Origin of the sequence: Massilia sp. 2TAF26, assembly GCF_052115005.1 — a bacterium.
GTDB lineage: Bacteria > Pseudomonadota > Gammaproteobacteria > Burkholderiales > Burkholderiaceae_D > Telluria.
The window spans coordinates 193,479-206,980 of record NZ_JBFRFV010000009.1; the positions used below are offsets into that span (position 1 = coordinate 193,479).

General features: G+C 62.7%; 8 protein-coding genes and 3 tRNA genes. All 11 read left to right on the forward strand.

What is annotated here, in order from left to right:
• Positions 1-17: 17 nt before the first annotated feature.
• The 11 genes from AB4Z32_RS12340 (at position 18) to AB4Z32_RS12390 (ending at position 13,477) form a co-directional block, all read left to right on the forward strand.
• Positions 18-1,217: an efflux RND transporter periplasmic adaptor subunit gene (locus AB4Z32_RS12340; RefSeq protein WP_442122155.1), complete on the forward strand. Its 1,200-nt coding sequence runs from the start codon at positions 18-20 to the stop codon at positions 1,215-1,217.
• Positions 1,214-4,360 carry an efflux RND transporter permease subunit gene (locus tag AB4Z32_RS12345; protein ID WP_442122138.1) on the forward strand — a complete coding sequence of 1,049 codons (3,147 nt, stop codon included), beginning with the start codon at positions 1,214-1,216 and terminating at the stop codon, positions 4,358-4,360. The genes AB4Z32_RS12340 and AB4Z32_RS12345 overlap by 4 nt, the downstream gene beginning before the upstream one ends.
• Before the next feature lie 94 nt (positions 4,361-4,454).
• Positions 4,455-4,541: transfer RNA gene (locus AB4Z32_RS12350), tRNA-Leu, on the forward strand.
• Positions 4,542-4,572: 31 nt separating this feature from the next.
• Positions 4,573-5,913, forward strand: a complete 1,341-nt coding sequence (gene tig / locus AB4Z32_RS12355; RefSeq protein ID WP_442122139.1) for a trigger factor — start codon at positions 4,573-4,575, stop codon at positions 5,911-5,913.
• A gap of 95 nt (positions 5,914-6,008) precedes the next feature.
• Positions 6,009-6,626, forward strand: coding sequence for an ATP-dependent Clp endopeptidase proteolytic subunit ClpP (gene clpP / locus AB4Z32_RS12360; protein WP_442122140.1), 618 nt, complete (start codon positions 6,009-6,011; stop codon positions 6,624-6,626).
• A gap of 147 nt (positions 6,627-6,773) precedes the next feature.
• Positions 6,774-8,042: an ATP-dependent Clp protease ATP-binding subunit ClpX gene (gene clpX / locus AB4Z32_RS12365; RefSeq protein ID WP_442122141.1), complete on the forward strand. Its 1,269-nt coding sequence runs from the start codon at positions 6,774-6,776 to the stop codon at positions 8,040-8,042.
• Between the two features lie 260 nt (positions 8,043-8,302).
• Positions 8,303-10,711 (forward strand): endopeptidase La, encoded by a 2,409-nt coding sequence (gene lon, locus AB4Z32_RS12370; RefSeq protein ID WP_442122142.1) that lies wholly within the window; start codon positions 8,303-8,305, stop codon positions 10,709-10,711.
• Positions 10,712-10,965: 254 nt separating this feature from the next.
• Entirely contained in the window at positions 10,966-11,238 is a 273-nt protein-coding gene (locus tag AB4Z32_RS12375; protein WP_442122143.1) for an HU family DNA-binding protein, read from the forward strand.
• Positions 11,239-11,284: 46 nt separating this feature from the next.
• Positions 11,285-11,361: transfer RNA gene (locus AB4Z32_RS12380), tRNA-Asp, on the forward strand.
• A 33-nt stretch (positions 11,362-11,394) separates the two neighbouring features.
• A tRNA-Asp gene (locus tag AB4Z32_RS12385) sits at positions 11,395-11,471 on the forward strand.
• 86 nt (positions 11,472-11,557) lie between these two features.
• Positions 11,558-13,477, forward strand: coding sequence for a SurA N-terminal domain-containing protein (locus AB4Z32_RS12390; protein WP_442122144.1), 1,920 nt, complete (start codon positions 11,558-11,560; stop codon positions 13,475-13,477).
• Positions 13,478-13,502: the final 25 nt, after the last annotated feature.

Below are 13,502 nucleotides of genomic sequence, written 5' to 3' on the forward strand. Positions count from 1 at the left end.
CGCTCTAAGACAAGAATATTGCCGCCCTCGCCGCGGCCTTCCCCCGAGAGGAAACATCCGTGCAAGTACTCCGCATTCCCGTTCGGCGCACCCTGATCGCCGCTGCCCTCGCCCTGTCCCTGCTGGCCGCCTGCTCGAAGGATGCGCCGCCTCCCGAGGACGTGCGTCCGGTGCGGGCGCTGACCCTGGCTGCCGGCGGCGTGCAGGACAGCGCCGAATTTTCCGGCGACGTGCGGCCGCGCTACGAGTCGCGCCTCGGCTTCCGGGTCGGCGGCAAGATCAGCGCGCGCAAGGTGGACGTCGGCACCAGCGTCAAGCGCGGCACCGTCCTGATGCAGCTCGATCCCCAGGACCTGCGTCTCGGCCAGGCCCAGGCCCAGGCCAATCTGCGCGCGGCCCAGACCAATGCCGAACTGGCGCGCGCGGAGCTGAAGCGTTACCAGGATCTGCGCAGCCAGAATTTCGTCAGCCAGGCCGTGCTCGACCAGAAGGTCGCGGCGGCCCATTCCAGCCAGGCCAGCGCAGAAGCCGCGCGCGCCCTGCTGCGCGAGCAGGCCAACCAGACCGGCTATGCGAGCCTGGTGTCGGATGTCGACGGCGTGGTGACCGGCATCGATGCCGAAGTCGGCCAGGTGGTGCAAGCCGGCACCCCGGTGGTGCGGGTCGCGCGCACCGACGAGAAGGAAGTCGTGATCGGGGTGCCGGAAGACCAGGTCGAGCAGCTGCGCCACATGGGCCAGGTGAAGGTGCGCCTGTGGGCCGATCCCGATCGCAGCATTCCCGGCACGATCCGCGAGGTGTCGCCGGTGGCCGATCCGGCGACCCGTACCTATACCGTGAAGGTGTCGATTCCGCCCAGCGAAGACGTTCGGCTGGGGATGACCGCCGTGGTCGAGCTGGTGCGCCAGGCCGGCGCGGCCGCCGGCACGCAATTGCGCGCGCCGCTCTCCGCGCTGGTGCAGAACCAGGGCGGCAGCGCCGTCTGGGTGATCGACAAGGCCAACGACGTACAGCAGGTCCGGCTGCAGCCGGTGCAGGTGGCCGGCGTGACCGGCAACGACGTGCTGCTGAGCGGCGGCGTGCGTCCCGGGCAGACCATCGTCACCGCCGGCGTCAACCTGCTGAAGAATGGCCAGAAGGTGAAGATCCTCACCGCGGACGTCGCGCGCCGCGCCGACGCGGAGCTTGAAGCGGCCGGTGGTGGAGCCCGCAAATGAGGGGATTCAACCTGTCGCGCTGGGCGCTGGAAAACATCCCGCTGACCCGCTACCTGATCGCCGTCCTGCTCCTGCTGGGCATCCTCAGCTACAACCAGCTGGGCCAGGACGAGGATCCTCCCTTCACCTTCCGCGCGATGGTGATCCAGGCCCGCTGGCCGGGCGCCACCGCCGTGCAGATGGCCCAGCAGGTGACGGACCCGCTGGAGCGCAAGCTGCAGGAAACGCCCTACGTCAACCGCATCCGCAGCTTTTCCAAGCCGGGCGAGACCACCATCATCCTCGAGCTGCGGGAATCGACGCCGCCATCGGCGGTGCCGCCGACCTGGTACCAGGTGCGCAAGAAGATCGGCGATATCGCCCTGACCCTGCCGCAGGGCGTGATCGGACCCTTCTTCAACGATGAATTCGGCGATACCTACGGCTCCATCTTCGCGCTGTCCGGCGACGGCTTCACCTACGCCGAGATGCGCGACTATGCCGACTTCGTGCGGCAGCAGCTGCTGGGCGTGCCGCTGGTCGCCAAGGTCGAGCAGTTCGGGGTGCAGCAGGAGAAGATCAACATCCTGTTCTCGCAGCAGAAGTTCGCCCAGCTGGGCGTGCCTTTCGATGCCATCGTCAACCAGATCGCGACCCAGAACGGGGTCGAGTCGGCCGGCGTGCTGGTGACGCCGGGCGAGAACCTGCAGGTGCGGGTCACCGGTGCCCTGAAGTCGCCGAAGCAGCTGGAGGACCTCAGCCTGCGCGCCGGGAACACCACTTTCCGCCTGGGCGACTTCGCCACCGTGCAGCGCGCCTACGAGGATCCGCCGCACGACAAGATGCGCTTCAACGGCAAGGAAGTGATCGGCCTGGGCGTGTCGATGGAGAAGGGCGGGAACATCATCCAGCTCGGCAAGGGCCTGGAGCAGACCGTGGCCCGCATCAAGTCCCAGCTGCCGGTCGGCATCGAGCTGGCGCGGGTGTCGAACCAGCCGGCCGCGGTCACGGCGTCCGTCAGTGAATTCATGCACACCCTGGTCGAAGCGGTGGTAATCGTGCTGGTCGTGTCCTTCCTGGCGCTGGGCCTGCACAGCAAGCCGCGCTGGCGCGTCGACGTGCGCCCCGGCCTGGTGGTGGCGCTGACGATTCCGCTGGTGCTGGCGATCACCTTCCTGTTCATGAACCTGCTCGATATCTCGCTGCACAAGGTATCGCTGGGCGCGCTGATCATCGCCCTCGGCCTGCTGGTGGACGATGCCATCATCGCCGTCGAGATGATGGTGCGAAAGATGGAGGAGGGCATGTCGCGCTTCGAGGCGGCCACCTTCGCCTATACCTCGACCGCCTTCCCGATGCTGACCGGTACCCTGATCACCGCCGCCGGTTTCCTGCCGATCGGCCTGGCGAAATCCGCGGCCGGCGAATACACCTTCTCGATGTTCTCGGTGAATGCGCTGGCGCTGGTGATTTCCTGGGTCGTCGCGGTGACCTTCACGCCATACATCGGCTTCGTCCTGCTGAAGGTGCAGCCGCATCCGGCCGGCGAGCACGGCGGCCACGACGTCTTCGACACGCCCGGCTACGAGCGTTTCCGCCGCCTGGTGAGCCGCTGCGTGGAATGGCGCAAGACCACGATTGCGCTCTCGCTGGCGGTGTTCGCGCTGGGCGTGTTCGGCTTCAAGTTCATCGAGAAGCAGTTCTTCCCGGATTCCAGCCGCCCCGAGCTGATGGTCGAGATGTGGCTGCCGGAAGGCACCAGCTTTGCCGCCAACGAGGCGCTGGTGAAGAAGTTCGAGACCTGGGTCCGCCGCCAGCCCGAGCTGGAGAGCGTGACCAGCTATGTGGGCACCGGCAGCCCGCGCTTCTACTTGCCGCTGGACCAGATCTTCCCGCAGTCGAACGTCTCGCAGATGGTGGTGCTGCCGAAGGACACCCATATGCGCGAAGCCCTGATGCACAAGATCGAGGCGGTGCTGAAGACCGACTTTCCGGAAGTGCGGGGGCGCGTGAAGCTGCTGCCGAACGGGCCGCCGGTGCCGTATCCGGTGCAGTTCCTGGTTTCCGGTCCGGACATCGCCGTGGTGCGCGGCGTGGCCGACCAGGTCAAGGAGATCATGCGTGCGAATCCGAATGCGGTGGGCGTGAACGACAACTGGAACGAGTCGGTGAAGGTGCTGCGGCTCGACCTCGACCAGGACAAGCTGCGCGCCCTCGGCGTGACCAGCCAGGCGGTGCGCCGCACCGTCGCCACCGTGCTGTCCGGCACCACCATCGGCCAGTTCAGGGAGAGCAACCGCCTGATCGACATCGTGGTGCGCCAGCCGGTCGAGGAGCGTTCGACCATGTCGGTGCTGGCGAATGCGAATATCGCGACGCCGTCCGGCAAGCCGGTAACGCTGTCGCAGGTCGCGCGCATCGAGTTCGTGTGGGAGCCGGGCGTGGTATGGAGGGAAGGGCGCGAGTGGGCGATCATGGTGCAGTCCGACGTGGTGCCCGGCATCCAGGGCGCGACGGTGTCGACCCAGGTCGGCGAGAAGCTGGCCGCGCTGCGCGCCAAACTGCCGGCCGGCTACAAAGTCACCCTGCGCGGCGCGGCGGCCGACAGTTCGGAAGCGGAGGCCTCGATCTCGGCCAACGTGCCTTTGGTGCTGTTCATCGTGTTCACCCTGCTGATGCTGCAGCTTCATAGCTTTTCCCGATCCGTGCTGGTGTTCCTGACCGGGCCATTGGGCGTGGCCGGCGCGGCGATGGCACTGCTGCTGCTGGGCCGCCCCTTCGGTTTCGTCGCCAACCTGGGTGTGATCGCGCTGTTCGGCATGATCATCCGGAATTCCGTGATCCTGGTCGACCAGATCGAGAAGGATATCGCCGCCGGCGCCGAAGCCTGGGATGCGATCGTCGAAGCGGCGGTGCGGCGCTGCCGTCCCATCCTGCTGACGGCGGCCGCGGCGGCGCTGGCGATGATTCCGCTGTCGCGTTCCGTATTCTGGGGACCGATGGCGGTGGCGATCATGGGCGGCCTGCTGGTGGCGACCGCGCTGACCCTGCTGTTCCTGCCGGCGCTGTATGCCGCATGGTTCCGGGTGAAGAAGCCGGATTCGGCTCATCCGCACGGCAGAACGAAAAATCGCCCAATGGTGTCAGAAAATCCAGTAAAATAACTGGTTGAAGTTGTAGCCCCTAAACAGATGGAGTGCAGGGCGACCGGAAGTATCGTCGGGCGCCCTTTGTTTTTGCGGCAAGATGCAATCCTGAGCGAGGATGGCGAAATTGGTAGACGCACCAGGTTTAGGTCCTGACGCCAGCAATGGTGTGGGGGTTCGAGTCCCCCTCCTCGCACCACGAATAATTATTTTTTTGGACGATTTTTACAATGGCAACTGCAGTCGAAAACCTGGGTAAACTCGAGCGTCGCTTGACTCTCACTTTTCCGCTGAGCGACGTACGTACGGAAGTTGAAAAGCGCCTCAAGAAGCAGGCCAAGACCGCTCGTGCGCCGGGCTTTCGTCCGGGCAAGGTTCCTCTGAAAATGGTTGCGGCTCAGTACGGCTTCCAGATCGAATCTGACGTGCTGAACGACAAGGTTGGCCAGGCATTCGGCGAGGCCGCCGAAGAGAACCAGCTGCGCGTTGCCGGCATGCCGAAAATCGAGCCGAAGGAAGACGCACCGGAAGGCATGCTGGCCTTCGACGCCACTTTCGAAGTCTACCCGGAAGTGACCCTGCCGGACCTGGCGGGCATCGAAGTCGAGACCGTCAAGGCCGACGTTTCGGACGCCGAGATCGACAAGACCATCGACATCCTGCGCAAACAGCGCGTGCACTTCCACACCAAGGGCGAAGCCGGTGAGCACGGCGACGGTGGCGAGCCTGTCGCAGCCAACGGCGACCGCGTGACCGTCGACTTCGTCGGCACCATCGACGGCGTCGAGTTCGCCGGCGGCAAGGCCGAGAACTACGCATTCGTGCTGGGCGAAGGCCGCATGCTGCCGGAATTCGAAGCCGCCACCGTCGGCCTGAAAGTGGGCGAGTCGAAGTCCTTCCCGCTGGCCTTCCCGGAGGACTACCATGGCAAGGACGTGGCCGGTAAAACCGCCGAGTTCACCATCACCCTGAAGAACCTGGAGTGGGCGCACCTGCCGGAAGTCGACGCCGAGTTCGCCAAGTCGCTGGGCATCGAAGACGGCAGCGTCGAAAAGATGCGCGAAGACATCAAGGTCAACCTGGAGCGTGAAGTCAACGCCCGCATCAAGGCCCGCAACAAGGAAGCCGTGATGGACGCCCTGGTCAAGGCCACCGAGATGGACGTGCCGAAGGTCATGATCGAGCAGGATTCGCAGCGCCTGGCCGAGCAGACCCGCCAGGACATGGCCCAGCGCGGCATGGACGTGAAGAGCCTGCCGTTCCCGGCCGACCTGTTCGCCACCAAGGCCGAGCGCCGCGTGCGCCTGGGCCTGATCCTGTCGCAGCTGGTGGGTGACAACAACCTCCAGGCTACCCAGGAGCAGGTGAAATCGCAGATCGAAGACTTCGCACAAAGCTACGAAGATCCGAAGGAAGTCCTGAAGTACTACTATAGCGATCGTCGTCGCCTGGGCGAGATCGAGGCTCTTGTATTGGAAGAAAACGTCGTTAACTATGTGCTTGGCAAGGCAAAGGTGACGGCCAAGGACATCGCCTTTGACGAGCTGATGGGCAGCGCGCCGCAAGCCTGAGCTTGGTTGTAAGCTTGAGGTGACGAGCCTTGCCAACCGGCGCCGKGTGCGCCGGTTGGCGTCTCTGAACATCTTCTTTAAGGAAAGTGACAGGTATGAATCGTAATCCTGCGTTGGATACACAAGCCCTCGGCCTCGTGCCGATGGTGATCGAGCAGAGCGGCCGCGGCGAGCGTGCCTACGACATCTATTCGCGCCTGCTGAAAGAGCGCGTGATTTTCCTGGTCGGCCCTGTCAACGACCAGATGGCCAACCTGATCGTGGCTCAGATGCTGTTCCTGGAGAGCGAGAATCCCGACAAGGATATTTCGCTCTACATTAACTCGCCGGGTGGTTCGGTGTCGGCCGGCCTGGCCATCTTCGACACGATGAATTTCATCAAGCCGGACGTGTCGACCCTGTGCACGGGCCTGGCTGCCTCGATGGGCGCCTTCCTGCTGGCCGCGGGCGCCAAGGGCAAGCGTTTCTCGCTGCCGAACTCGCGCGTCATGATCCACCAGCCGTCCGGTGGTTCGCAGGGCATGGCCTCGGACATCGAAATCCAGGCCAAGGAAATCCTGTACCTGCGCGAGCGCCTGGCGCGCATCATGGCCGACAATACCGGCCAGACGATCGAGCAGATCCACAAGGACACCGACCGCGACCGCTTCATGTCGAGCGACGAAGCCGTGGAATATGGCCTGATTGACAAGGTCTTGACCAATCGCTCCTGAGCACCATAATAGGTGTTGCTGAAAGACGCCCGAGCGCAACAGCGTACCGGGCGTTCTTTTTTTATTTCAGGTAGCATGGAGAGGTGCGCACTTGTTGCGCCCCCGTATTAGCGTTATATTCGTAGCAATTCAACAGAAACCTGCCCCATGTCTGACAAAAAATCCTCTAGCGGCGAAAAACTCCTGTACTGCTCCTTCTGTGGCAAGAGCCAGCACGAGGTGAAGAAGCTCATCGCGGGACCGTCGGTCTTCATCTGCGACGAGTGCATCGACCTGTGCAACGACATCATCCGTGACGAGACTTCCAACGTCGAATCGGTGGCGGGCGCGAAGTCCGACCTGCCGACGCCGCACGAGATCGCCGAACTGCTCGACCAGTACGTGATCGGCCAGCAAACGGCCAAGCGCATCCTGTCGGTTGCCGTCTACAACCACTACAAGCGCCTCAAGCACCTCGGCAAGAAGGACGACATCGAGCTGTCCAAGAGCAATATCCTGCTGGTGGGCCCGACCGGTTCCGGCAAGACCCTGCTGGCGCAGACGCTCGCACGCATGCTGAACGTGCCTTTCGTCATTGCCGACGCGACCACGCTGACCGAAGCCGGCTATGTGGGCGAGGACGTCGAGAACATCATCCAGAAGCTGCTGCAGAGCTGCAATTACGAAGTCGAGAAAGCCCAGCGCGGCATCGTCTACATCGACGAGATCGACAAGATTTCCCGTAAATCCGACAATCCCTCGATCACCCGCGACGTCTCGGGCGAGGGCGTGCAGCAGGCCCTGCTGAAGCTGATCGAAGGCACCATGGCTTCGGTGCCACCGCAAGGCGGGCGCAAGCACCCGAACCAGGACTTCGTCCAGATCGACACGACCAATATCCTGTTCATCTGCGGCGGCGCCTTCGATGGCCTCGACAAGGTGATCCAGAACCGTTCGGAAAAGTCGGGCATCGGCTTCGGCGCCAACGTCAAGAGCCAGACCCAGCGCTCGGTCAGCGACGTGCTGATGGAAGCGGAACCGGAAGACCTGATCAAGTTCGGCCTGATTCCGGAGCTGGTGGGCCGTCTGCCGGTCGTCGCCACCCTGAGCGAACTGACCGAAGACGCGCTGATCCAGATCCTCGTCGAGCCGAAGAACGCCCTGATCAAGCAGTATTCGAAGCTGCTCGATATGGAAGGCGCGGAACTCGAAATCCGCCCGGCGGCCCTGCATGCGATCGCCAAGAGGGCGCTGGCGCGCAAGACCGGCGCACGCGGCCTGCGTTCGATTCTCGAACATGCGCTGCTGGACGTGATGTATGAACTGCCAAGCCAGCAAAATGTGGTGAAAGTCGTGATCGATGAAAATACGATCACGAACGGCGCGAAACCTTTGCTGATTTATAGCGAATCCGCAAAAGCCGCCGGCGAAAATTAAAAATTTCCGGACGCACACACAACAAAAGGTCTTGAAACGCTGATTCTTGGCGGTACAATCAATCTCAACAAAAGACCAGGCTTCAATCGAAAAGCCACTCGTGATTCCGGTCGCGTGGTGGCTTTTTTATTTTCAAAACTGGCTTTTGTCAGAACGGCTAAGTGTAAATAACTGTTGCGATAGAAAATTATTTTTCGGCCGCTCTTGTGAATTGACGGTGGACTCCCAACATCGTCAACACGCTTTTTATAAGGTATGCCATGACGACTACTAAATTTACTGAACAGATGACCTTGCCGCTGCTGCCGCTGCGCGACGTGGTCGTGTTTCCGCATATGGTGATACCTCTGTTCGTCGGCCGCCCGAAATCGATCAAGGCGCTCGAAGCCGCGATGGAACAGGGTAAGAGCATCATGCTCGCTGCCCAGAAAGCAGCTGCCAAGGACGAGCCCTCGGCCGCAGACATCTATGAAATCGGCTGCGTGGCCAATATTCTGCAAATGCTGAAGCTGCCCGACGGTACCGTGAAGGTGCTGGTCGAAGGCGCCCAGCGTGCCCGTATCAACCATATCACCGACGCGCCGAGCCATTTCGTGGCCGACCTGACCCCGATTAATTCCGAACCCGGCGACGATTCGGAAGTCGAGGCAATGCGTCGCGCGATCGTCCAGCAGTTCGACCAGTACGTCAAACTGAACAAGAAAATCCCGCCCGAGATCCTGGCTTCGCTGGCCGGTATCGACGACGCCGGCCGCTTGGCCGACACCGTTGCCGCCCACCTGCCACTCAAGCTCGAGCAGAAGCAGGTCATCCTCGAGATCTTCAACGTCTCCAAGCGCCTGGAGCACCTGCTCGGCCAGTTGGAAGGCGAACTCGACATCCTGCAGGTGGAAAAGCGCATCCGCGGCCGCGTCAAGCGCCAGATGGAAAAATCGCAGCGCGAGTACTACCTGAACGAGCAGGTGAAAGCGATCCAGAAGGAACTGGGCGAAGGTGAAGACGGCGCCGACATCGAAGAGCTCGAGAAGAAGGTGATCGCAGCCAAGATGCCGAAGGAGGCCATGGAAAAGGCCCAGGCCGAGATCAAGAAGCTGAAGATGATGTCGCCGATGTCGGCCGAGGCCACCGTCGTGCGCAACTACATCGACACCCTGGTCGGCCTGCCGTGGAAAAAGAAATCCAAGGTCACCATCGACCTCGAGAAGGCCCAGCAGGTGCTGGAAGCCGATCACTACGGCCTCGACAAGATCAAGGAACGCATCCTCGAGTACCTCGCAGTGCAGCAGCGCGTCGACAAGCTGAAGGCGCCGATCCTGTGCTTTGTCGGTCCTCCGGGCGTGGGCAAGACCTCGCTGGGCGAATCGATCGCCCGCGCCACCAACCGCAAGTACGTGCGGATGGCGCTCGGCGGCGTGCGCGACGAGGCCGAGATCCGCGGTCACCGCCGCACCTACATCGGTTCGATGCCGGGCAAGGTGCTGCAGTCGCTGTCGAAGGTCGGCGTGCGCAACCCGCTGTTCCTGCTCGACGAGATCGATAAGATGGGCGCGGACTTCCGCGGCGACCCGTCGTCGGCATTGTTGGAGGTGCTGGACCCGGCGCAGAACCATACATTCTCCGACCACTACGTCGAAGTCGACTTCGACCTGTCGGACGTGATGTTCGTGGCGACCTCGAACTCCTTCAACATCCCGCCGGCGCTGCTGGACCGGATGGAGGTGATCCGCCTGTCGGGCTACACCGAAGACGAGAAAACCTCGATCGCCCAGCGCTACCTGCTGCCGAAGCAGATCAAGAACAACGGCCTGAAGGAAGAAGAGATCAAGGTCGAGGAATCGGCGATCCGCGACATCATCCGCTACTTCACTCGTGAAGCGGGCGTGCGTTCGCTCGAGCGCGAGATCTCGAAGATCTGCCGCAAGGTCGTCAAGATGCTGCTGCTGAAGAAGGACAACAAGCGCGTCATCGTCAACGGCAAGAACCTGGACAAGTTCCTGGGCGTGCGCCGCTTCGACTTCGGCGTGGCCGAGAAGGATAACCAGGTCGGTCAGGTGGCTGGCCTCGCATGGACCGAAGTGGGCGGCGACCTGCTGACCATCGAAGCCGTGCAGGTGCCGGGCAAGGGCGCCGTCATCCGTACCGGTACGCTGGGCGACGTGATGAAGGAATCGATCGAAGCGGCCCGCACCGTGGTGCGTTCGCGTGCTGCGCGCCTGGGCATCAAGAACGAGGTGTTCGAGAAGACCGACATCCACATCCACCTGCCGGAGGGTGCGACGCCGAAGGACGGTCCGTCCGCGGGTATCGGCCTGACGACTGCGCTGGTGTCGGTGTTCACCGGCATCCCGGTCCGCGCCGACGTGGCGATGACCGGCGAGATCACGCTGCGCGGCGAAGTCCTGCCGATCGGCGGCCTGAAGGAAAAACTGCTGGCGGCCCAGCGCGGCGGCATCAAGACCGTGCTGATCCCCGAGCAGAACGTGAAGGACCTGGCCGAGATCCCGGACAACGTCAAGAACAAGCTCGAGATCGTTCCGGTGCGCTGGATCGAGAAGGTGCTGGAAGTGGCGCTGGAACGCGAGCCCGAGCCGCTGGTCGACGTGCCGGCCGTGGCCAGCAGCCCGGTAGCAGCGACCGCCGAAGGGCAGGGCGGCGTGGTCAAGCACTAAAGCAGGTTAGCAGTCGCACCGTCGTACCGTCGTCCCCGCACGGGCGGGGACCCAAGTTTGTTTGCGTTTCGATTGCGCATGCAGAACCTGGGTCCCCGCCTTCGCGGGGAGTTTTTTTTGGGCAATGCCACAAAAAACAAAGTTTTGAATCTCTTCCGCCCGTTCGAGAGGCAACGTTGCTTGACACAAAGTATTCCCGCCTTGTCTAATACGCGCTTGCGGTTTTTTGCCGAATGTCTAACGAGGGAAAAGAAGTGAACAAAACTGAACTGATCGAAGAAATTGCGAAGTCCGCGGACCTGACCAAAGCCTCTGCGGCACGTGCCCTCGACGCGATGATCGACGCCGTGACCAACACCCTGAAAAACAAGGACAGCGTGACCCTGGTCGGCTTCGGCACCTTCACCGTCGGCGAGCGCGCTGCGCGTACCGGCCGCGACCCGCGCACCAAGGAAGCCATCAAGATCAAGGCTGCCAATGTCCCGAAATTTAAGGCTGGTAAAGCCCTGAAAGATGCAGTAAACTAATGCCTTCGCTGCGCTGAGCGCGGCGGAAAGTGTCGCCTTATTGCGTGGAGCGGTAGTTCAGTTGGTTAGAATACCGGCCTGTCACGCCGGGGGTCGCGGGTTCGAGCCCCGTCCGCTCCGCCACCAAAAAGACGATACGCATGCAGCACAGAATCTGGAGCGGTAGTTCAGTTGGTTAGAATACCGGCCTGTCACGCCGGGGGTCGCGGGTTCGAGCCCCGTCCGCTCCGCCAGAATCAGGTGTGAAAAAAAGGCGAACCACGGTTCGCCTTTTTTTTCGGCTTTTTGTAATCGCATTTTCAACCTTGATTGGCTGACCATGTTTGAATTTATCCGTACCCACCAGCGGCTGATGCAGTTTTTCCTGCTCCTGCTGATCCTGCCTTCGTTCGTGCTCGTCGGCGTCAGCCAGTATGAGAAGCGCGGCAGCAACGATGGCGTGGCCAGCGTCGACGGCCGCACCATCACGCAGCAGGAATGGGAAGCGGCGCAGCGCCGCCAGATCGACCAGGCCCGCGCCATGATGGGCCCGCGCTTCGACCAGAAGCTGTTCGAGACGCCGGAAGCGAAGCAGGAAGTCCTGGACGGCCTGGTCGCCGAGCGTGCGATCAGTGCCGAAGTGGCGCGTAGCCACCTGGCCGTCGGCAATGCCTCGCTGGCCAAGGCGATTCAGGAACAGACCGGCCTGCGCAAGCCGGACGGCAGCTTCGACCTCGACGCCTACAAGGCCTTCCTGACCTCCCAGGGCCTGACCGCCCAGGCCTTCGAGCAGCGCATCGGCTACCAGATGGCCGTGCAGCAGCTGGCCGAATCGGTGCAGGCAACGGCCTTCGCGCCGCGCTCGGTCGCCGGCCGCCTGTCGGACATCAACGACCAGCAGCGCGAGGTGCAGGAACTGCTGTTCCCGATCGCGAACTACGCGTCGCAGGTCAAGGTCACCGACGACATGATCAAGGCCTACTACGACAAGAACGCGACCCTGTTCCAGGTGCCGGAGCAGATCAAGGCCGAATACGTGGTGTTCAACGCCGATACCGTCGAGAAGCAGGTGAGCGTCAGCGACGCGGAAATCGCGGACGCCTACAACAAGAACAAGGCCCGCTTCGCCACCCCGGAAAAGCGCAGCGCCAGCCACATCCTGATCACCGTGCCGAAGGACGCCAAGCCGGCCGACGACGCCGCTGCCAAGGCCAAGGCGCAGGCCATCCTGGCTGAAGTCCAGAAGAACCCGAACGAGTTCGCGAAGATCGCCAAGGCGCAGTCGCAGGACCCGGGCTCGGCGGAACTGGGCGGCGACCTCGGCGTGGTCGAGAAGGGCCTGTTCGACAAGCCGGTCGAAGATGCGATCTACAAGCTGAAGGAGGGCGAAGTCAGCGGCCTGGTGCGATCGAGCTTCGGTTACCACATCGTCAAGGTGACCAAAGTCGTGCCGTCCACCGAGAAGACCCTGGAAGAAGCCAAGCCGGAGATCGTTGCCGACCTGAAGAAGACCAAGCTGTCGAACAAGTATTCGGAACTGGCCGAGATCTTCTCGAATACCGTGTACGAGCAGTCGGACAGCCTGAAGCCGGTGGCCGACAAGCTGGGCCTGACTATCCAGACCGTCGAGGGCCTGACCCGTACGCCGAACCCGGCGCTCGGCAATGCGCCTGTCAACAACGACAAGTTCCTGAAGGCGATCTTCTCCCAGGACGCCATCGCCAACAAGCGCAACACCGAGGCGGTGGAAGTCGCGCCGAGCACCCTGGTGGCGGGTCGCGTGGTCGAGTTCAAGCCGGCCGCCAAGCGTCCGCTGGCCGAAGTGGCCGACCAGATCCGCCAGCGCGTGACCCAGGAAGAAGAACTGCGCCTGGCACGCCAGGCCGGCGAAGCCAAGCTGGCCGCGCTGAAGGCATCCGGCGACGCCGCCGGGTTCGGCGACGTGAAAGTCCTGTCGCGCACCATGACCACGGATCCGGGCATCAACCACGCCGCTGCGCTGGCCGTGCTGAAGGCCGACGTGAGCAAGCTCCCGGCCTATATCGGCGTCGAGCTGCCGGGCCAGGGTTATGGCATCTACCGCATCGGCAAGGTGACCATGCCGGCAAAACCGGACCAGGATCGCCGCAAGCAGGAAGCCGACTCGATCGCCCGCGCCATCGGCAATGCCGAGACCCACGGCTACATCGAGGCGCTGAAGAAGAAGGCCAAGGCCAAGCTGAACGTCAAGGCGGCCGACCTGGGGACCAGGTCCGAGTGATCGCCCAGGCGTAAAAAGAAAGCCC